The following is a 19,024-nucleotide window of genomic DNA, read 5'->3' on the forward strand; positions in this document are numbered from 1 at the left end:
CGGACGAAGGACGACCCCCATGCGGACGCTGATGCACGAGGCCAGGCGCCGCCTGGCCTCGCCCGCGCGCACGACCCGGCTGGCGGTCGTGATCGGCCGCCTGCTCGGCATCGCCTTCCTCGTGTGCTTCGCGACGGGCCTCTACAGCCACTTCCTGCAGGACCCGCTGCCGTGGATGCGCTTCCCGACCGCGCCCGTATCGCTCTACCGGGTGACGCAGGGGATCCACATCACCGCGGGCATCGCGTGCGTGCCGCTCCTGCTCGCCAAGCTCTGGATCGTCTTCCCCGAGCTGCTCACGTACCCGCCCGTCACCGGGGTCGTCTCGTTCCTCGAGCGCGCGTCCATCGCCGTGTTCGTCGGGGCGTCGCTGCTCGAGGTGACGATGGGCCTCCTCAACACGTTCCAGTGGGTGCCGTTCCCCTTCTACTTCCGGCAGACGCACTTCGCGCTGGCGTTCGTCGTGATCGGATCCCTGGCGATCCACATCGGCGTCAAGCTGCCCGCCATCGCCGGCCACTGGCGGCGCGGGCAGGCGGACGAGTCGCCCATCGTGGAGGACGCGCCCGCCGCGGACGCCGACGCCGCCGCCCCGGCCCGCGCGCCCGGCGGCGTCACCGGCCGCGTGCTCGCCTGGATCGACGACACCCCCGTCACGCCCACCCCGGTCGCCCGTCGCGGCTTCCTCGTGGCGGTCGGCGCGTCCGTCGCCGCGGTCGTGGGCCTCACCGCGGGGCAGTCGTTCCGGATCCTCGCCCCGTTCAACGCCTTCGGCCCGCGCGTCATGGGCACCGGCCCGCAGGCGCTGCCCGTCAACCGCACGGCCGAGGCCGCCGGCGTCACCGAGACCGCGATGGACGCCGGGTGGACGCTGACCGTCTCGAACGGATCCGCCTCCCGCGCCTTCACGATGGACGACCTCCGCGGCATGGGCCTCGTCACCGCGACGCTCCCCATCTCCTGCGTCGAGGGCTGGAGCCAGTCGGCGACCTGGCGGGGCGTCCGCCTCATGGACCTGATGGACGCCGTCGGCGCCGATGCGGGCGCCCGCCTCCGCGTCACGAGCCTCGAGAAGAGCGGCGGCTTCCGGCGCACCGAGATGGGCCCGGAGTACGTGCGCGACCCGCTCACCCTGGTGGCGCTCGAGCTCGACGGCGCGCCCCTCGACATCCAGCACGGCTACCCGGCGCGCATGATCGCGCCCGGGCGTCCCGGCGTGCTGCAGACCAAGTGGCTCTCGACCCTGGAGGTCATGTGATGACCGGCACCCGCGCACCTGCGGCCCGCGGCGTCCTCGCCGCCCGCATCGCGCTCATCGCGGTGGGGGTGGTCGGCCTCGCGGTCGGCGCGCTCGTGCTGCTCGACTCCCAGCGCACCGACCAGGTCGTCGGCGTCGCCGTGTTCCTGCTGATCGCGATCCTCGTGCACGACGCGATCCTGTCGCCGGTCGTGTTCGTCGCGGGCCTGCTGATCCGGAAGGCCGGCCGACGCCTGCCGCCGGGATCGCTCGTGATCGTGCAGGCCGGCGTGGTCGTGATGGCGGTGATGACCCTGGTGGTCGTCCCCGAGATCCGCGCCCGGGCGATCGGCAACGAGAACCCGACGATCCTCATCGCCGACTACGCGCCGCGCCTCGCGCTCATGTGGGTCGCCACCGCGGTGGCGACGGCCGTCGTCGCGGCGCTCTACGCGCGCACGAGGCGGCAGAAGGACCGGCCCTCGGTCTCCCAGCACTGAACGAGGTCGAGCCCCGCGTCGCCCGCCATGCGCGCGACGGCGTCGCGGCCGACCTGCGCCCAGGGGAACGGGTCGCTCGCGCGGCCCTGGCCGTCCTCGACCGTGCACTCGAAGGTGCGGTCGCGGGCGGGATCCGGGTGGGTCTCGACCACGAGCGCGCCCTGGTCGTCGAGCAGGTCGCCGCAGCGCGTCAGGAGCGCGGCCGCGTCGCCGCCGATGCCGATGTTGCCGTCGAGGAGGAGGAGCGTGCCCCATCCGCCCTCGCGGGGCAGTCGCTCGAAGACGGAGCGGTGGAGCACGGGGAGGCCGAGGCCCGCGGCCATCTCGACCACGGTGGGGGAGACGTCGATGCCGAGCGCGCCGAGCCCGGCGTCCATGGCCGCGCGGACCATGCGGCCCGGGCCGCAGCCGATGTCGAGCACGGGGCCGGCGGCGTCGGCGAGGAGGCTCGCGTCCACGGCGTCGGCCTCGGCGCTCCAGCGGCCGAGGTCCATGACCTCGGCGCTGTCGTCGTCGGAGGCGAGCGACAGGAAGAGCACCTCGCCGGAGTCGCGGAGGGCCTGGGCGTAGGGCTCGCCGCCACCGGATCCGAAGGTGCGGACGCGCGCGGAGGCGCGGTCCTCGGGGTGGTCGACGGCCAGGCTCATGCGGGGTCCCTCTGCGATGTCGCGGGTGCGGTGGTGGCGGCGCGGGTGCGCGCGCCGGTCTTAAGGATTCGGAGCGCGTGCGCGAAGCGATGGGCGGGCGCCGCCTCGGCGGCCTCCCGCGCGTCGTCGACCGTGTCCACGTCGGTGAGCTCGGGCAGCATCGCCACGTCGAGCCCGGCGTCGATGAGGCGCGACAGCTGCACCGCGCCGGTGTCGTCCCGGGACATGGGCACGCCGCGCACGAGCGCGCCGTCCGGATCCCGGAGGCCGAGCGCCCAGAAGCCGCCGTCGTTGGCGGGGCCGAACCAGGCGTCCGGGCCGCGCGCGCCGTCGGCCCAGGAGTCGAGCACGGGGCGGATCAGATCCGCGGTGAGCTGCGGCGTGTCCATGCCGACGAGGAGGACGGGGCCGTCGAGCGCGTCGAACATCGCGGCGAGGCGCTCGTCGAGGTCGCCCGCGACCTGCGGGATCACGTCGTAGCCGGCGGCCTCCGCGGGCGGGGTCGTGCCGTCGAAGAGGAGGACGCGGCGCGCGGGCGCGGCGTCGTCGACGGCGGCGAGCGTGTCGGCGAGGGCGGCGGACGCGAGCTCGGCCGCCTCCTCGAGCGTGAAGGGCGGGTGCAGGCGCGTCTTGACGCGGCCCGGGATGCACTCCTTGGCGATGACGACGACGGCGGTCATGCGCCTCCTCCCGGGGTGCGGTCGGCGCCGGCTGCCGCCGCTCGCGCCTCGGCCAGCACGCGCGACATGTCGCGCACGGCCGTGACGGTCCCGCGCAGGGTGCCGGTCACCTTGGACCGCCCCACGCGCGGCGCGTACGGCATCTCCACCTCCAGGATGCGCCACTTCGCCGCCGAAGCCCGCAGCAGCATCTCCAGCGGATAGCCGCTGCGCCGGTCGAGGATGCCGAGATCGAGCAGCTCGGTGCGCCGTCCGCAGCGCATCGGGCCGAGGTCGTGCAGCGGCACGCCCGTGATCCGCCGCAGCCGCCGGGCCAGCTCGAGGTTCGCGATCCGCGCGTGCAGCGGCCACGCGCCGCGCGTCGACGGGATCCGCCGCCCGAGCACGAGGTCGCGCTCGCCGTCGCGGACCGGGTCGACCACGTGGGGGAGGAGCGCCGGATCCATCGACGCGTCGGCGTCGCAGAACGCGACGAGCGGCGCGGTCGCGGCCTCGAGGCCCGCGTGCGCCGCCGCCCCGAACCCGCGGCGCGACTCCGTCACCACGAGGGCGCCGTGCGCGCGCGCGACCTCGGCCGAGCGGTCGGTGGACCCGTTGTCGACGACGATCGCGCGGTACCCCTCGGGCAGACGGGCGAGGACCCAGGGCAGGGCCTCCTCCTCGTCGAGGCAGGGGAGGATCACGTCCACGAGCGCTGGCGTCATCCGTCGAGCCTAGGAGGCCGCGCCTGCATCCCCCGCCACGCCCGCGGCGGACGCGCCGCCGTGCGACCCGAGGGGTGACGGCTCGCTCGCAAGCCGGACACCGCGCGGCTCCCCGCCAGGGACCGCGCATAGTCTGACCGGGTGAGCCCCACCTACGATCCCGCGCGCGCCGACGCCGGGCGCCCCGACCCCGCGCGGCCCGACCCGTCGCGGCCGGATCCGCTGCGCGGCCGCCGCATCCTCGTGGTCGAGGACGACCCCACGGTCAACGAGGTCGTGTGCCGCTACCTCAAGGCCTCGGGCTTCCAGGTGGAGACCGTCGCCGACGGCCTCGAGGCCGTGCGCGTCGCCACCGAGCGCATGCCCGACCTCGTCGTGCTCGACCGCATGCTCCCCGGCCTCGACGGCCTCGAGGTGTGCCGCCGGATCCGCGCCCACCACCCCGAGTCGCCCGTCCCCGTCGTGATGCTCACCGCGCTCGGCCAGGGCGAGGACCGCGTGAACGGCCTCGACGCCGGCGCCGACGACTACCTCGCCAAGCCCTTCTCCCCGCGCGAGCTCGTGCTGCGGGTCCGCGCCGTGCTCCGCCGCACGGTGCCCGAGCCCGTGCCCGAGCCGCCCTTCGTCGCGGGGCCGTTCGTGCTCGACCTCGGCGCGCGCGAGATCCACCAGGCCGGCGTGATGCTGTCGCTCACCTCCCGCGAGTTCGACCTCCTCGCCTTCCTGCTGCGGAACCCGCGCCGCGTCTTCGGGCGCGACGACCTGCTCCGCTCGGTGTGGGGCTGGGAGATCGGCGACCTCTCCACCGTCACCGTCCACGTGCGGCGCCTGCGGGAGAAGATCGAGGCGGATCCCGCGCACCCCGTGCTTCTCGGCACCGTGTGGGGCGTCGGCTACCGCTTCGACCCCGACGCCGCGGCGCCCGTCGCGCCGGCAGCCGCGCCGCCCACGGCCGAGGCCGCCGCCGACCCGGATCCCGCGCCGCAGCCCGCGTCCGCCCCGCCCACCGGGGCGGACGCGTGACCGCCGACTCCTTCCTCGTCGTCGTGCTGACGGCGCTCGTCTGCGCCGCGGTCGTCGGCCTCGGCGCGAGCGTCCTGCTGCGCGCGCTCCGGCGCCGCTCGCTCGTCCTGCAGATCTGCGTGGTCGCGCTCGCCGCCGTGCTCTCGGTCGTGGGCGGCATGGTCGCCGTCACCGCGAGCATGCTCGTCGACGACGCCGGCCTCACCGCGTTCCTCTCCGTCGCCGCCGTCTCCGCGCTCGTCTCGCTCGTGATGGCCGCGATGCTCGGCATGACCCTCGTGCGCGGCAGCCGCGAGCTCGGCCGGTACGCCGCGTCCATGGGCGAGGAGGCCGCCGTCGAGCCGGGCCGCCCCACCAGCACCGAGTTCGCGCAGCTCGCCCGCGAGCTCAGCGCCGCCAACCGCCGTCTCGCCGACGCCCGCGACCGGATGGAGGCGCAGGAGCGCAGCCGCCGCGAGCTCATCGCGTGGATGTCGCACGACCTGCGCACGCCGCTCGCCGGGATCCGCGCCATGGCCGAGTCCCTCGAGGACGGCATGGTCGACGACGAGCACCGCTACTTCCGGCAGATCCGCGTGCAGGCGAACCGCCTCAACGGGATGGTCGACGACCTGTTCGAGCTGTCCCGCATCAACTCGGGCAGCCTCGAGCTCGCCGTCGAGCGCGTCTCCCTCTACGACGTCGTGAGCGACACCGTCGCCGAGCTCGGGCCCGTCGCGCAGGCCCGCCAGGTCGACCTCCGCGGCGTGACCGCGCACGACGACCTCGTGGTGCAGGGCGACCCGCGGGAGCTCTCCCGCGTCGTCGGGAACCTCGTGATGAACGCCATCCAGCAGTCGCTCCCGGGCGGCCGCATCGTCATCTCCGCGCACCGCGACTCCGGCAGCCTCGCGGTGCTCTCCGTCGAGGACACCGCGGGCGGCATCCCCGAGGACGACCTGCCGCGCGTGTTCGACGCGGGCTGGCGGTCGACCGGATCCCGCACCCCGCGCGCCTACGGGAAGAGCGCCGCCGAGAAGACCGCGCTCGGCCCCGACTTCCCGGTCGCGCCCGTCGAGGCCACGCCGCCGGATCCCGCGGTGCAGGCCGAGGGCACGCACGACGGCGGCTACGCCTCGGGCGGCGGCGGCGCGGGCCTCGGCCTCGCGATCGTCCGCGGCATCGTGCGCGCCCACGACGGCGACGTGACCGTCCAGAACATCGACGGCGGTTGCCGCTTCGACGTGATCCTCCCGTACAGCAAGCCGGTCGCCTCGTGACCCGCGCGGCCCTCCGCTGGTGGTCCGCGTTCCTCGGCGTGGTGGCGGCGCTCGCCGTGCTGGCCGTCGCCGAGATCGCCGCCGCGTTCGTCGCCCCGGCGGCGAGCCCGGTGCTCGCGGTCGGCGCCCTCGTCATCGACCTGGTGCCCGCGGGCGTCAAGGACACCGTGATCGCCCTGTTCGGCACGGGCGACAAGGTCGCGCTCCTCGTCGTGCTCGGCCTCGTGGTGCTCGCCGCGGCCGCGCTCGCCGGGATCCTCCAGGTGCGCCGCCCGCCGCTCGGCGTGGTGGTGCTCGCGCTCTTCGCCGGCGTCGCCGTGCTCGCCGCCACCACACGCGCCGGGGCCACGGGCGCCGCGGCGATCCCCACGCTCGTCGGCATGATCGCGGGCGTCTTCCTCCTGCACCGCGGCGCCGACCGCCTCCGCGACTGGCGCGATGCCGCGGACCGCGCGGCGACCTCATCCGTCGCGGTGGCCGAGCCCGTGCGCGGCATCACCCGCCCGGCCGCGCGCGCCCCGCTCACCCCGGGCGCCGGCTCCCGCGTCGAGCGCCGCACCTTCCTCCTCATGACGGTCGTGGCGGGCGTCACCTCCGTCGTCGCCGGATCCGTGGCCCGCGGCCTCAACGCCGCCGCCGCCCGCGTCGACGACTTCCGCCGCACCCTCGTCCTCCCGCGCGCCGCGACGCCCGCCGCCGCGATCCCCGCGACCGCCGAGCTCGGCGTGCCCGGCCTCGCGCCGTTCCTCACCCCCGCGACCGACTTCTACCGCATCGACACCGCGCTGCAGGTGCCGTCGGTCGACGCGGCCTCGTGGAGGCTCCGCATCACGGGCATGGTCGAGGAGGAGGTCGAGATCACGTTCGCCGAGCTGCTCGCCCTGCCCCTCGAGGAGCACGTCACCACCCTCACGTGCGTCTCCAACGAGGTCGGCGGCAACCTCATCGGCAACGCGCTGTGGCTCGGCTACCCCATCCGCCTGCTGCTCGAGCGGGCCCGCCCGACCGCGGGCGCCGACATGGTGCTCTCGACGAGCCAGGACGGCTGGACCGCGAGCACGCCGCTCGAGGCGCTCACGGATCCCGACCGCGCGTCGATCCTCGCGGTCGGCATGAACGGCGAGCCCCTGCCGCAGCAGCACGGCTTCCCCGTGCGGATGGTCGTGCCCGGCCTCTACGGCTACGTCTCGGCGACCAAGTGGGTCACCGAGCTCAAGGTCACGACCTTCGCCGAGGACGTCGCCTACTGGTCGACGCGCGGCTGGACCGAGCGCGGCCCCATCAAGACCGGCTCGCGCATCGACACCCCGCGCTCCGGCGCGCGCGTGGACGCGGGGCGCACCGCGATCGCCGGCATGGTTTGGGCGCAGCACACCGGCATCCAGAAGGTCGAGGTGCGCGTCGACGAGGGCGACTGGGTCGAGGCGACGCTGGGCGACGGCGTGGGCACCGACACGTGGCGGCAGTGGTCGTACGCGTGGGACGCGACGAGCGGATCCCACAGCGTCGAGGTGCGCGCCACCGACACGACCGGCGCGACGCAGACCTCCGACGAGGCACCGCCCGCCCCCGACGGCGCGACGGGCTGGCACCGCATCAGCGTCGGCGTCGGCGTCGGCGTCGGCTGAGCCGAGCGGGCGTCCCGCCGCCGTCCGGAGGCAGCCGGCCAGCACGCGCGGAGCCCGAGCGCGTACCGTCGACGCACGGCGCGTCCGCGCCGCATCGACGAGCGAAGGAGAGCACCGTGAGCGACATCGAGAACCCCCGCGACCCCGCCGACCGCGACCTGGACGACACGGGCGTCGACGAGGAGGAGCTCGTCGGGGCCGACGCCCGCGACGCGTCGGAGGCCATCGACGCCGAGCGCGTCGTGCCGCTCGACGACGACCCGGTCGCCGACGACGAGGACGCCGACGGCGGCCTCGGCATCGACATCACCCAGTCGGACGGCCCCGACCTCGAGGCCGGCGACGACCTCGACACGGGAGCGGCGATTCGCTGATCCGCCCTCCCGCACGCACGACGACGGCCCCCGCTGGTGCGGGGCCGTCGTCGTGCTGGGGCCCGGAGGCCGGCGGGGACCAGTCGACGCGCGTCAGTCGGCGAGGATCGCGTACAGCGCGCGCCGCGTCTCGTCGAGCTTCGTCGCCGCGGCCTGGCGCTGGGCGTCGGTCGCGTCGTGCATGAGGGGCTTCACCACGCCCATGAGCTTCATGAGGCTCGTCTGGAACGCGTCCTCGCCCTCGGACTTGTCGGTGGTGGCGGCCCAGGCGGCGTCGATCTCCGCCTGGTGCTCCTCGACGTGGGCCCGGCCCTGGTCGGTGAGGGAGTAGACGCTCTTGGCGCCGGACTCGTCGGCGACGATGAGGTCCTCGTCGACGAGCTGCTGGAGCGTGGGGTAGACCGATCCGGGGCTCGGCCGCCAGGCGCCCTCGGTCTTCGCGGCGATGCCGGTGATGAGGCCGTAGCCGTTCGAGGGCGCGTCGGCGAGCAGGGACAGGATCGCCAGGCGGACGTCGCCGCGGCGGGCGCGACCCCGTCCGCCGCGTCCGCGGCCCGGGCCGAAGCCGGGGCCGCCGAAGCCGCCCATGCCGGGGAAGCCCGGGAACCCGGGGAAGCCGGGGCCGTCGCCGGGCCGGAAGCCGCGGGCGAGCGGGTGGCCAGGCATGATGCGCGGGCGCCCGCCGCGGTGGTGCTGCATGCGGGGCTCGTGGCGGTCGGCGGGGACCTCGGCGGAGGAGGGGGACGGGAGGTGGTCGTCGTGGTCGTGGGTGCGCATGGAGCGCTCCTTCCGGTCAGGGATGTCGGGGATCGCGGCGTCCTGTCGCGATGTAGCGACGATATATCGGCGACAGTCGGATGTCAACGGGGGATCCGACGGGCCGGACCGTCGATCCCCGTGATCCCGGGGATCGACGCCCGAAGCTGGCGTTCACCTGGGAAAGGAGAACCCGCCCCAACCCGTTCGGCGACCGCGTCGAAGTCCCTGTGTCGCCCGGGAGAACGGGCGGATCCCCAGTCCACGCAGCGAAGGAAAACCCATGCGCAACCTCACCAAGTCCGTCTTCGGCCTCGCCACCGCGGGCTTCCTCGTCGTCGGCCTCGCGGCCTGCTCGACCCCCGCCGAGACGCCGTCGTCCTCGGGCTCCTCCCAGCCCGCCGCGACCGCGACGACCGAGGCGAACCCCACGCCGCTCGCGTCGATCCCGACCCTGACCGGCGTCGACACCAAGGTCACGCTGGACTCCGGCTTCACGGGCGCCCTCACGACCCTGGGCCTGACGCCCGGCGTCATCGGCACCGCGACCCTCGACGGCGCCACCGGCACCCTCGCGTTCCCCATCACCGGCGGCAACGTGAAGTACTTCGACCCGCAGCAGTCCTACCGCCCCTACGTCCAGGGCGAGATCGACCACTCCGGCTCCGGCATCAGCCTCACCGCCGGCTCCACTGTCGTGAAGCTCACCGACTTCGTCATCGACCCCGGCACCAGCCGCCTCACCGGGTCGGTCCAGGTCGGCGACGGCGAGGTCATGAAGGACGTCTACATCTTCAACCTCGACGGCACGACCCTGAAGCCCCTCGCGATGGAGGGCGACAACGCCGTCCTCGAGGGCACCACGGTCAAGGTCAGCCCCGACGCCGCGTCGCTGCTGAACAGCGCCTTCGGCACCACCGCCGTCACCGACCAGCTCGTCGTCGGCATCGCCAAGATCACCGTCAACACCAAGTAGCACCCACCCGGGGCTCGACCCCCGGGAGAGCACCACCTGCGATCACAGCAGAACGCATCGACGGCCTCGTCTCCCTCACCGGGAGCCGGGGCCGTCGGCGCGTGCGGGGGCGGTCGGAGTCGCGTCCTCGGGCTTTCCACTGACAACGACTTCGCCGTCGTAGGCAGCACATGCACAAGAAGTGCCCCCGGAAGGGGTCTGTCCGTCGGAGCGCCTCACGTCCAGGCTGACGAGGTGCCAGCGACTCCGCCCGGTTGGTTCCCCCATCAAACCGATCCTGACATCGAGGTGTTCTGGGACGGCTCCGCGTGGACGGGGGAACGGCGAAGCGCTCAGGGCCAGGGGGATCAGAGCGTCGAGCCGGATGCCTACGCCGATTCGATGCCGTCAGCCGGGCCGCGAGACCGTGGGCATCGTCGTCCATCGGCTGCTCCGTTTCGCAGCGTCCGCGAACTCGTCGGCCCTGGTCTGGCTTTCGTTAGCTCAGTTCGAGGGCGGTGGATCGTCGGCGGCCTCGTCTTCTTGCTTCTCCTCGTGGTGGTCGTCGTCCCCGTCACTATCGGCGGCATCGAGACACAACAGAGGGAGCAGGCGACAGCCCGAGAGGCGCAGGTGCGTGCTGACCGTCTGGCCAACGACGCCCGGTCGGATGCACTCGCGTCTCGCGAAGAGACCCTCGGTGACGTCCGTGAGTTCCTGCTCACGGACCTCAGCTACGCGCCGGAGGACATCGTCGCTGATCTGGCCGATGCGACCAAGGATTTGGAGAGCGTCTCGGTCACTGACACGAGTGCCATCAATTCCGCGGTCTCCCGCGTGAAGAACGGCATGACGACCGTGGGAAAGCCATACACATGGTCCATGTCCTGCATGGACACCGCTCATCAGACCCATCAATTTCCCGACTTCCGTTCCGTGTGGGCGTCGACGCTGCCACTCAGCCGTTGCGAGTCCGGCACCAAGAGCGGCACGTTCTACACCGAGACGCAGAGGGCTGCGCTGGCGTCCGGCGCGATCAGCAGCCTCGAAGGCAACGGCACCTTGCAGAGCATCTGTGCCGAGCTGGGATTCGGCAGCTACGCCGGCATGGAGAGCTACAGCACGAGTCAGGCTAAGGAGCTCGCCGGTGCTCTCACCGTCTGCCCGGAGCATCCCAAGGCGGCTGACGTGCGAGCGCGCGTGGACAACTCCATCGCGGAGGACGCTGCCATCGCGGAGGGGCGCGCGTTCGGCGAAGGTGTGAAGCGCATCGGCGAAGTCATCCAGCCGGGCACTTATGTCACGGAGGGGGAACTCGACGGCTGCTACTGGGAGCGGACGGATGCGGCTGGCGAGATCATCGACAACAACTTCATCAACGACGGTCTGCGCGCAGAGGTGATCATCCGATCGGGTGATTACTCCTTCAGCTCCACCAGGTGCGGCACGTGGCGTAAGCAGTGATGGCGTGCCAAGTCCGAATCAACCGGATTGCACGCAGGAGCCAGACGTAAGAATGCTCGAACAGCCGGCGGGCTCTCCGCCCACGTGGCGGTACCCCGGGCGTCAGCCGATCGTGACCGCGAAGCCCGCGACGCTGCGGGTCACCGTGCCGGTGGCCAGTTCGACGAACAGCGTGGTGACGGTCGAGTCGCGCGGGTTCCGCGGGTAGTCGTCGCTCGCGCCGCGGGCCGGATCCGGCACCGTCTCGAGCAGCGCGAAGCGGCCGTTGGGCGTCACCTTCAGGCCCGTGATGCGGGTCGCGGGATCCGCGGGCACGTACACATCGCTCGCCGTCCCGTCGCGCACGACCACGAGCCGCTGCTTGGCGGTGCCGGTGGCCGCGTCGAGGGACGTGCGCACGCGGAGGACCGCGGCGTCGTCGCCCGGGACGAACGAGATCGCGCCGTCGTACTGCAGGTCGGCCCCGCCCGTCTCGGTGGGCAGCTGCGTCTGCTGCGCGGTCCGGAGGTCGATCTCGGTCGTCGAGCCCGGATCCGTGACCGCGAGCCGGGTGCCGTCCGCGGAGAACGGGCCGAGCGTCCCGTGGCGGCCGAGCGGCACGATGGGCGCGGATCCGTCGACCGTCACCAGGTACATGTCGCCGTCCTGCCCGTGCGCCACGAGCTGCGGGCGGCCGGGCACGAAGCCCCACGCCTGGGCGCTGATCGCCTGGCCGTCGAGCCCGAGCACGGGCGTCGGCGCCGCTCCGGCGCCGACGTCGTCGACCATGAGGGTGTCGTCGTACGGGCCGCCGTCCGCGCTCGTGAAGCGGAAGCCGATCGTGGTCCCGGTGTCCTCGGCATGGAGGTCCTGGAGCGTGCCGCGGCCGGGGAGTGGCAGGTCGACCTGGCCGGATCCGTCGAGCGCCGCGATCACGAGGCCGTTCGTGCCGTCGTCCTGGAGGGTCGCGACCACGAGCGAGTTCCCGACGACCGCGTACTCCTGGATCTTCGTCGCCTGGAAGACCACGTCGCTCGCGCCGTCGCCGCTGCCGGCGACGCTCTGCCGCAGGATGCGGTCGGCCTGCTGCTCGCCGCCGCGGACGAGCACGTACATGCCCGGGTCGCCCGTGCGGAACGCCGTGCGGAGGTCCGACGCGGGGCCGCCGCCGACGCCCTGGACGCCGTCGACGGACACCGTGTAGTCGGCGTCGTAGGCGAGCGGCCGGGTGAAGTCGATGATGATGCGGTCGGCCTGCGTGTCGACGGTGAAGTCGGCGCCCGGCTCCATCCGGATCCGCGACGCGTCGACCGGTTGGATCGGCCGGTTCGCGGCGAGCACGAGCCGCTGCCGGGACTGCTGCACGACGGCGAGCGGATCCACGTCGGTGCGCACGAGCCGCGGCCCCTGGCTGCCGGCGACCGCGAGCAGGCCGCCGCAGGCGAGGACGAGCACGAGGATCACGGCGGTGAACGCCCGGCGGAAGGCGCGCGGGGAGGCTGGGGCGTCGGTCACGGGCGGCTCAATAGACGTACGGGTCGGCGGGCTGGTCGACCTGCTCGACGCCCTGCGGCATGACCGCGAGCGGCTGCCGGCTCTTGGCGCTCGGGTTCGACGCGAACGGGCCGGTGACGCGCACCCACTCGTCGGTCTGGAGCGTCGACTTCCAGCCGGGCTGGTAGACGGGGACGCCGACGGGCTGGGCGTCGACCGCGCAGCACGTGACGACGAAGCGGGTCACGTAGAAGACGTCGTCGGGATCGTCGGGGTCGGCGCTCACGAAGCCCGTGATGTCGACGGACTTGGAGGTGAAGAAGGTCGGATCCGTGGTCTGGGCGAGCAGCTGCGACCAGTCCTTCACGCCCAGCGTCGAGAAGTCGCTCGTGCCGAGGAGCTCCTGGTCGGGCGCGGTGTCGGAGGCGACCGTGCTCGAGTTGAGGGCGCGCTGCGTGACGGTGCTCTGGGTGAGCGTGCGCGGCGGGATCACGAGGACGGCGACGACCGTGATCGTCACGACGGCGGCGACGGCCACGCGGGAGGCGCGGGCGCGGGCGGAGGCACGTGCGGGCGCGGCGGCGGTGTCGTCGAGGGCGGCGGATCCGTGGTCGTGGTCGTGCTCCTCCGCGGCCTCGGCGGGGCGGAGCGCGAAGCCCGCGACCGTCGCGACGAGGCCGATGACCGCCATCACGCCCGTGAAGACGAAGTAGCGCGGGTGGATGTAGAGGCCGAGCTGGCCCGTGATCGTGAGCCACAGCGTCGAGACGATGCAGGCCGCGAGGAGCACGAGGCCCACCGTGGAGGAGGCGCGGCCGCCCGCGGCGCGGCGGCGGGCGCGGCGGCGGTCGGTCGGCATCCGGTCGTCAGGCGATGGCATTGACACCCCATCCCAGCGCGAGGCTGATCAGCGCGACGACCGAGGTGATCATCACGAGAGTGCGGGTCGAGTAGGTGGTGCGCATGAGCGCGAGCATCTTCACGTCGATGACCGGCCCGAACACGAGGAAGGCGACGATGCCGCCGGGGAGGAACACGGATCCGAACGAGAGCACGAAGAACGCGTCGACGTTGGAGCAGACGGAGACGACGAACGCCAGGAGCATGAGCGCGAGTACGGAGAGGATCGGGCTGCCGCCGAGCGTGACGAGCACCTCGCGGGGCACCGCGACCTGGATGAGGCCGGCCAGCAGGGATCCGATGACGAGCGCCGGCATGATCGTGGTCGCCTCGCGGCCGAACAGCGAGATCGACTTGCGGACGCGGGCGCCGCCGTGGGCGTGCGGATCCGGGAGCGCGCACTCGGCGCGGAACTCGTCGGTGAGGAGGCGGTCGGGCTCGGGGTGGAGGCTGAACAGCCAGCCGACGACGTTCGCGATGAGGAAGCCGCCGACGAGGCGGGCCACGAGGATCCAGCCGTCCCAGCCGAAGGCCGCGTGCGTCGTGATGATGGTGATCGGGTTGAGGATCGGCGCCGCCAAGAGGAACGTGATCGACTCCGGCACCGTGAAGCCGCGCACCACGAGGCCGCGGGCGAGCGGCACGTTGCCGCACTCGCACACGGGCAGCGCCATGCCGAGGAACGAGATGCAGGCGCGGCGCGCGAACGGGTTGCGGGGGAGGCGGCGCTCGATGACGCCGGGCGGCACCCACACCTGCACGACGATCGACAGGACGATGCCGAGGATCACGAACGGCAGCGATTCGACGATCACGCTGACGCTCAGGGTGACGAGGTCCTGGAGCCGGTCGGGCAGGACGCTGTCGCCCAGCGCGGGGGAGACGGCGCGGAGGGCGAGGAGCAGGAGGACGAGGGCGAGGCCCGTCGCGAGGCCGGTGCGGAGGCCCGCGGGGGAGGGGCGCGGGGCGCCGTGGTCGTGCGGGTGGTCGTGCGCGGGTGCGGCCGTCGGCGGCGATGCGGTGAGGGTCGCGGTCGTCGTGCCGGGGGCGGTCGCGGGCGCGGATCCGGCCGCGTCGCGCTCCGCGCGCCGGGTCCGGGTCCGCTCCCGGCGAGGACGCGGCAGGCGCGCGGGCCGGTCGAAGGGCGATGCGCCGTCGTCGTCGGGGCCGAAGGGGCTGTGGCGATCCGTCATCGCGGACCGGTGGCGCGGGGCCGGGGTCCGAGGGGGGCGCGCACGGCCTCCACCCTAACCGCGCTGAGAAGCGTCCTCAGCAGGCGGGGCGGCGGGTCAGCGGAGGGCGGCGGGCGCCGATGGGCAGCGGGACTCCAGCGACGCGACGGTCTCGGGGGCCATCGGCAGCGACGCACCGCCTGCGCGGATGCTCGCGATGAACGCATCGCGGTCCGGGAACTCTCCGTCGTACGGCTCGCCCTCGGAGGCGTAGCAGGGGAGGAGGAAGTCGACGTAGTAGTCGTGCAGCCAGCCGAGCGCGGCGTCCGTCAGCGGACCCTGCGGCGCGACCGGGAAGCGGACCTGGCAGACGTAGCGCACGACCGGATCCGCGGAGTCGGTGCCGAGCCGCACGTCGTCGCCCGTCCCGATCACCTGCACGCGCACGCCCGAGTCGCCGAGGCACGCCGCCTGCTGCCGCACCCACTCCTCTCCCGCGAGGATCCGCTCGACCGGCACGTCGGGGCGCACCGCGTCCGGCCGCTCCTGGACGACCCGCTGCCACTCGCCGTCCGCGCTCTCCCGGAGGGCCGCGACGGTCTCGACGTCGGTGAGGTCCGCGTGCATCGCGGCCGGCGGCTCTGCCGTGAACGCGGGCACGGGCACGCCGATGCGGGGATCCGGCGTGCTCGGCGGGCCGGGCGTCGACGTGGGCTCCTGGGAGCGCCAGCTGTCGTCGTCGGTGAGGAGCCCGGACGCGGATGCGGTGCCGAGACTGGCGACGACCAGCGCGCCCGCGAGCACGGCGGCGCGCGCCCGCGAGCACGGCGGCGCGCGGGCCGGGGCGGAGGAGCCGGCGGCGGCGCGCCACGAGCGGGTCGCGGGCGTCGGCGGTCGGCTCCGTCGGCGCCCTCATGGCGTCGTCGCTCATCCGGTCGCCCCGCGGGTCCGGTGGACGATCGGCGGCGTGCGTCCCGGGGGAGGCGGCGTCGGCCGCGAGCAGCCGTCGGCCCTCCTCGGCCAGGCGCGCCTCCTCCGCGAGCAGCTCCTCCAGCGCGGCGTCGTCGGATCCGTCGCGGCCGAACGCCGATCGCCGCAGCTCCGCGAGACGCCGGGTGGACGCGGCGTCGTCCCGCAGCCGACGGCGGAGGGCCGCGTCGGCCGAGGGGGGCTCCGCGCCCTCGTGCGTCATCCCATCCCCGGCGGCTGGGACGGGCACCGCGACGACAGCGCGCCGGTCATGCGGTCGGGGATCGGGGACCAGGGGTAGCTCGCCCGCGCCTCGGCGATGAAGTCCTCGCGCGAGGGCACGGGACCCGTGTAGGGCTCGCCCTCGACGGCGTAGCAGGGGAGCAGGAACGAGACGATGTAGTCGTGTGGGTACGCGAGCTCCGCGTCGTCGAGCGGCTCCGGCTGCTCCATGGGGAAGCGGGCCTGGCACGACCAGATGGCGATGGGGTCGCCGTCGTCGTACGTGATCCCGCCCCCGCCGATGACGGACGCCTCGATGCCCTCCGACCTCAGGCACTCCACCTGCTGATCCGGGAAGTCCTCTTCGGAGACGACGCGCTCGAGGGTCACGTCCGGCCGGACCGCGCCGCCGTCGACCAAGGACGAGAAGAGCTCCCAGCTGCTGTCGGCCTCACGACGGTAGGCCTCGGCCATCTCCTCCTCGGATGCGGGGGTGTGCGGCGGCGCGGTGGCGGTGAAGGCCGGGATGGGCGAGACCCGGCGGCCGTCGGGGGTGCCCATCGCCTGGCCGCGCGGGGTCGAGGTGGCACCGGGAGCGGTCGTCGAGGACGCGGCGGTCGGGTCGTCGAAGGCGCCGGCCGTGGAGGCGACGCCGAGGCCGATGACCAGGAGGATCCCGGCCGGCGCCCCCGCCAGCGCTGCCGGGCGGAGGAGACGGCGGCGGGTGGTCGGGTCGGGCGCGCGGGGCGTCCCGGCGGCGGCCTCGGGGGCGAGGGCGGCCTCGGGGGCGGTGGCCGCCTCCGTCGCCGCGCGCGCGGGCCGCTCGGCCGCCAGCAGCGCCTGGCCCTCCTCGACGAGCCGCGCCTCCTCCGCGAGCAGGGCCACGAGGGGCGCCGACAGCTCGGCCTCGTCGTAGCCGGTGCGCGCGCGGAGGTCGGCGGGCACCTCGACGAGCGGCGCGGTGGATCCATCGCGGCCGTACGCGGTGCGGCGCAGCTCCTCGAGGCGGCGCGCGGCCTCGCGATCGTCGCGGAGGCGCCGGGCGAGCGCGGCGTCGGGGGCGGGGCCGTCGAGTGGGTCGGTCATGAGGCCTCCTCGTCGAGGGCCGGCAGTCGCGGCCGGGGCGGTGGTCGCGTGTCGCCAGGCTACGGCGACGGATCCGTCATGGCGAGGCCCCGTCCGGGTCACGGCGGGGCGCCCCGTACCCTGGGCCGGTGGCCACCACCGTCATCGCCTGGATCGTGACCGTCGCCGGTGCCCTCGTCTCCCTCGACGCGCTGGCCGCGGTGGTCGTCGCGCGCCGTGCCGGCCGCCGGTCCGCCCGCCGCACGTGGCTGCAGCTCGCGATCGGCGTCGCCGGCCTCGCGCTCGGCATCGCCGGCCTCGCGCTCGGCGTCCCGCTCCTCGTCAGGTCCTGATCGCGACGTACGTCCTGACCGCCCCATCGGGTCCGGACCGGGCCAGGATCCGGACATGACCATCGACGACCGCCCCGCCCTCACCGACGCCCAGCTCACCGCCCGCGACCACGTCCCCGGGCTCGTGCACCACGTCGTGCTGTTCCGGCTCCGCGACGACGCGGCGCCCGCCGACCGCGACGAGGTGGAGCGGCGGTTCCGGGCGCTCGCCGGCTCCCCGCACCCGGACGGCTCGGGGCCGTACATCCGCTCGCTGCACGCCGGTCGGCAGTCGAGCCCCGAGGGCGTCGGCCGCGGATTCGAGCTCGGCTTCGTGCTGACCTTCTCCTCGGAGGGCGACCGCAACCTCTACCTCGGGGAGCCGCTCATCGCGGATCCGGCGCGCATCGACGCGCAGCATGCGTCCTTCAAGGAGTTCGTGAGGCCGCTGCTCGCACCGGATCCGCGCGGGGTGCTGGTGTTCGACTTCACCGAACCGTCGACGTCGGCGGATGGATCAGCGGGGGCGCCAGCGGCCTGATCCCGCGCCCCATATGCGGGCCGCGCCGTCGTCGGGGTCGCGCGGCACCGGCCCGACGGCCAGCCTGGATCGACCGCCCGACGCCGACGAGACGAGTCCCGTGCCCGCATCCGCCCGCCCTGCCGCCGCACCCGCGCCCTCCACCGCGCGCGCCGAGTCCGCCGAGTCCGCCGATCCGCGCCTCGACGCGCAGACGCGCCGCCCCCAGCCGTGGCTCCGCGCCGTCGCGGTCGCGCTCCTCGCCTGGGTCGTGCTCGGCGTCGCGCTCGGGCTGTCCATCGGCGTCGGGGAGGCGGCGACGCGCGCGACCGGGGCCGGCCTGATCCTCGAGGTCGTGCTGCAGGCCGTACTGATGTCCGCGATCGTCGTGCCCGCCGTCGTGCTCCTCCGGCGGCGCCTCGACCGCAGGAGCCTCGCGAGCCTCGGCCTGTCGCGGCGGATCGGACGGCCGATCGCGCTGGGCGTCGGCGTCGGAGCGGTGACAGGTGCGGTCGTCTGGGTCCCGGCCGGCCTCCTCGGCTGGATCCGCGTGGACGGCATCGACCTCGCCGCGTTCGCCGGCTTCCTCCTCCTCAACGGCGTCGTCCTCGCGCTCTACGAGGCGATCCCCGAGGAGCTCGCCCTCCGCGGGTGCATGTGGACGAACCTCCGCGACGGCACCGGGCTCGTCATCGCGACGGTCGTGACCACCGCCCTCTTCCCGGCGACCGGCGTGGTCATCGAGTCCGGCCGCTGGATCCTCCTGACGATCACGGGATCCGACACCGGCGCCTTCACGCCGATTCCCGCCGGGAACGACGCGGTCGTGTACGTGCTCCAGCTCGGCCTGTTCGGCCTCGCGCTCATCGCCGCGCGGCGGATCCCGATGGAGGGTGCGCTCCTCATCGCGATGGCGTTCCACTGGACGCAGCTGGCGGTGACCCGCATGCTGCTGGACCCCATGGGCTGGGCTCCGTCGGGCTGGGACGTGGCGTTCGTCGAGCCCGACGCGATCGCGCTGGTGCTCGTGCACATCGTCCTGGCCGGACTCGTCTTCGTCGCGGTGCGGAGGCGGATGGAGCGGTGGCGGCCCGAGCAGCGGCCGACACGCGGAGCCCGCGTCCAGGATCCCGACCTACGGTAG

At 74.2% G+C, this 19,024-nt stretch carries 20 protein-coding genes; 11 read left to right on the top strand and 9 right to left on the bottom strand.

What is annotated here, in order from left to right; genetic code table 11:
• Positions 1 to 19: 19 nt before the first annotated feature.
• A complete protein-coding gene (locus B5P21_RS05365; protein WP_045528908.1) occupies positions 20 to 1,258 on the top strand; it encodes a molybdopterin-dependent oxidoreductase in 1,239 nt (412 codons plus the stop codon).
• Positions 1,258 to 1,737 (top strand): hypothetical protein, encoded by a 480-nt coding sequence (locus B5P21_RS05370; protein WP_045528906.1) that lies wholly within the window; start codon positions 1,258 to 1,260, stop codon positions 1,735 to 1,737. Before B5P21_RS05365 ends, B5P21_RS05370 begins: the two co-directional genes overlap by 1 nt.
• Here the strand turns inward: B5P21_RS05370 and B5P21_RS05375 are convergent.
• Genes B5P21_RS05375 through B5P21_RS05385 form a run of 3 tightly spaced genes read right to left on the bottom strand, consistent with a single transcriptional unit; the run spans position 1,686 to position 3,768 of the window.
• A complete protein-coding gene (locus B5P21_RS05375; RefSeq protein WP_094170873.1) occupies positions 1,686 to 2,384 on the bottom strand; it encodes a class I SAM-dependent methyltransferase in 699 nt (232 codons plus the stop codon). The genes B5P21_RS05370 and B5P21_RS05375 overlap by 52 nt on opposite strands.
• A complete protein-coding gene (locus tag B5P21_RS05380; RefSeq protein ID WP_045528903.1) occupies positions 2,381 to 3,064 on the bottom strand; it encodes a TIGR04282 family arsenosugar biosynthesis glycosyltransferase in 684 nt (227 codons plus the stop codon). Before B5P21_RS05380 ends, B5P21_RS05375 begins: the two co-directional genes overlap by 4 nt.
• The gene (locus B5P21_RS05385; RefSeq protein ID WP_045528902.1) at positions 3,061 to 3,768 is read right to left on the bottom strand and encodes a glycosyltransferase family 2 protein; all 708 of its coding nucleotides are present in this window, start codon (positions 3,766 to 3,768) and stop codon (positions 3,061 to 3,063) included. The genes B5P21_RS05380 and B5P21_RS05385 overlap by 4 nt, the downstream gene beginning before the upstream one ends.
• Before the next feature lie 141 nt (positions 3,769 to 3,909).
• On the opposite strand from B5P21_RS05385, the gene B5P21_RS05390 reads away from it, so the two are divergent.
• The 4 genes from B5P21_RS05390 (at position 3,910) to B5P21_RS05405 (ending at position 8,052) form a co-directional block, all read left to right on the top strand.
• Complete coding sequence (locus B5P21_RS05390; protein WP_080939323.1) at positions 3,910 to 4,791, top strand: response regulator transcription factor; 882 nt, start codon at positions 3,910 to 3,912, stop codon at positions 4,789 to 4,791.
• Positions 4,788 to 6,050: a sensor histidine kinase gene (locus tag B5P21_RS05395; protein ID WP_094170874.1), complete on the top strand. Its 1,263-nt coding sequence runs from the start codon at positions 4,788 to 4,790 to the stop codon at positions 6,048 to 6,050. The genes B5P21_RS05390 and B5P21_RS05395 overlap by 4 nt, the downstream gene beginning before the upstream one ends.
• Positions 6,047 to 7,678, top strand: coding sequence for a molybdopterin-dependent oxidoreductase (locus B5P21_RS05400; protein WP_094170875.1), 1,632 nt, complete (start codon positions 6,047 to 6,049; stop codon positions 7,676 to 7,678). The genes B5P21_RS05395 and B5P21_RS05400 overlap by 4 nt, the downstream gene beginning before the upstream one ends.
• A 116-nt stretch (positions 7,679 to 7,794) precedes the next feature.
• Entirely contained in the window at positions 7,795 to 8,052 is a 258-nt protein-coding gene (locus B5P21_RS05405) for a hypothetical protein (protein WP_045528900.1), read from the top strand.
• Between the two features lie 93 nt (positions 8,053 to 8,145).
• Here the strand turns inward: B5P21_RS05405 and B5P21_RS05410 are convergent, their stop codons facing one another.
• A complete protein-coding gene (locus B5P21_RS05410) occupies positions 8,146 to 8,829 on the bottom strand; it encodes a PadR family transcriptional regulator (protein ID WP_045528899.1) in 684 nt (227 codons plus the stop codon).
• A gap of 262 nt (positions 8,830 to 9,091) precedes the next feature.
• Between B5P21_RS05410 and B5P21_RS05415 the strand changes: the two genes are divergently transcribed.
• Positions 9,092 to 9,784, top strand: a complete 693-nt coding sequence (locus tag B5P21_RS05415; RefSeq protein ID WP_094170876.1) for a hypothetical protein — start codon at positions 9,092 to 9,094, stop codon at positions 9,782 to 9,784.
• Between the two features lie 534 nt (positions 9,785 to 10,318).
• Positions 10,319 to 11,227 (top strand): Rv1352/Rv1906c domain-containing protein, encoded by a 909-nt coding sequence (locus B5P21_RS05420; RefSeq protein WP_045528898.1) that lies wholly within the window; start codon positions 10,319 to 10,321, stop codon positions 11,225 to 11,227.
• 102 nt (positions 11,228 to 11,329) lie between these two features.
• Here B5P21_RS05420 and B5P21_RS05425 read toward each other — a convergent pair whose 3' ends face one another.
• From B5P21_RS05425 to B5P21_RS05445, 5 genes are all read right to left on the bottom strand, one after another.
• The gene (locus B5P21_RS05425) at positions 11,330 to 12,721 is read right to left on the bottom strand and encodes a hypothetical protein (protein WP_045528897.1); all 1,392 of its coding nucleotides are present in this window, start codon (positions 12,719 to 12,721) and stop codon (positions 11,330 to 11,332) included.
• 7 nt (positions 12,722 to 12,728) lie between these two features.
• Positions 12,729 to 13,580 (bottom strand): TIGR03943 family putative permease subunit, encoded by an 852-nt coding sequence (locus B5P21_RS05430; RefSeq protein WP_246865250.1) that lies wholly within the window; start codon positions 13,578 to 13,580, stop codon positions 12,729 to 12,731.
• Positions 13,567 to 14,415 carry a permease gene (locus B5P21_RS05435; protein WP_045530432.1) on the bottom strand — a complete coding sequence of 283 codons (849 nt, stop codon included), beginning with the start codon at positions 14,413 to 14,415 and terminating at the stop codon, positions 13,567 to 13,569. Before B5P21_RS05435 ends, B5P21_RS05430 begins: the two co-directional genes overlap by 14 nt.
• 474 nt (positions 14,416 to 14,889) lie before the next feature.
• Positions 14,890 to 15,576 carry a hypothetical protein gene (locus B5P21_RS17190; protein ID WP_246865251.1) on the bottom strand — a complete coding sequence of 229 codons (687 nt, stop codon included), beginning with the start codon at positions 15,574 to 15,576 and terminating at the stop codon, positions 14,890 to 14,892.
• A gap of 384 nt (positions 15,577 to 15,960) precedes the next feature.
• Positions 15,961 to 17,049, bottom strand: a complete 1,089-nt coding sequence (locus B5P21_RS05445) for a hypothetical protein (protein WP_045528890.1) — start codon at positions 17,047 to 17,049, stop codon at positions 15,961 to 15,963.
• A 128-nt stretch (positions 17,050 to 17,177) separates the two neighbouring features.
• Between B5P21_RS05445 and B5P21_RS05450 the strand changes: the two genes are divergently transcribed.
• From B5P21_RS05450 to B5P21_RS05460, 3 genes are all read left to right on the top strand, one after another.
• On the top strand, positions 17,178 to 17,381 hold the full coding sequence (locus tag B5P21_RS05450; RefSeq protein WP_094170877.1) for a hypothetical protein: 204 nt from the start codon (positions 17,178 to 17,180) through the stop codon (positions 17,379 to 17,381).
• Between the two features lie 55 nt (positions 17,382 to 17,436).
• Positions 17,437 to 17,901 carry a Dabb family protein gene (locus tag B5P21_RS05455; protein WP_045528887.1) on the top strand — a complete coding sequence of 155 codons (465 nt, stop codon included), beginning with the start codon at positions 17,437 to 17,439 and terminating at the stop codon, positions 17,899 to 17,901.
• Between the two features lie 100 nt (positions 17,902 to 18,001).
• Positions 18,002 to 19,024 carry a CPBP family glutamic-type intramembrane protease gene (locus B5P21_RS05460; RefSeq protein ID WP_094171400.1) on the top strand — a complete coding sequence of 341 codons (1,023 nt, stop codon included), beginning with the start codon at positions 18,002 to 18,004 and terminating at the stop codon, positions 19,022 to 19,024.

Source organism: Clavibacter michiganensis subsp. insidiosus (assembly GCF_002240565.1).
Classification (GTDB): Bacteria; Actinomycetota; Actinomycetes; order Actinomycetales; family Microbacteriaceae; genus Clavibacter; species Clavibacter insidiosus.

Bases quoted from the DNA above. Each gene is read 5' to 3' on its own strand.
- B5P21_RS05365 (WP_045528908.1), top strand. From the start codon at position 20: ATGCGGACGCTGATGCACGAGGCCAGGCGCCGCCTGGCCTCGCCCGCG.
- B5P21_RS05380 (WP_045528903.1), bottom strand. From the start codon at position 3,064: ATGACCGCCGTCGTCGTCATCGCCAAGGAGTGCATCCCGGGCCGCGTC.
- B5P21_RS05455 (WP_045528887.1), top strand. From the start codon at position 17,437: ATGACCATCGACGACCGCCCCGCCCTCACCGACGCCCAGCTCACCGCC.
- B5P21_RS05415 (WP_094170876.1), top strand. From the start codon at position 9,092: ATGCGCAACCTCACCAAGTCCGTCTTCGGCCTCGCCACCGCGGGCTTC.
- B5P21_RS05445 (WP_045528890.1), bottom strand. From the start codon at position 17,049: ATGACCGACCCACTCGACGGCCCCGCCCCCGACGCCGCGCTCGCCCGG.
- B5P21_RS05410 (WP_045528899.1), bottom strand. From the start codon at position 8,829: ATGCGCACCCACGACCACGACGACCACCTCCCGTCCCCCTCCTCCGCC.
- B5P21_RS05430 (WP_246865250.1), bottom strand. From the start codon at position 13,580: ATGCCATCGCCTGACGACCGGATGCCGACCGACCGCCGCCGCGCCCGC.
- B5P21_RS05370 (WP_045528906.1), top strand. From the start codon at position 1,258: ATGACCGGCACCCGCGCACCTGCGGCCCGCGGCGTCCTCGCCGCCCGC.
- B5P21_RS05375 (WP_094170873.1), bottom strand. From the start codon at position 2,384: ATGAGCCTGGCCGTCGACCACCCCGAGGACCGCGCCTCCGCGCGCGTC.
- B5P21_RS05385 (WP_045528902.1), bottom strand. From the start codon at position 3,768: ATGACGCCAGCGCTCGTGGACGTGATCCTCCCCTGCCTCGACGAGGAG.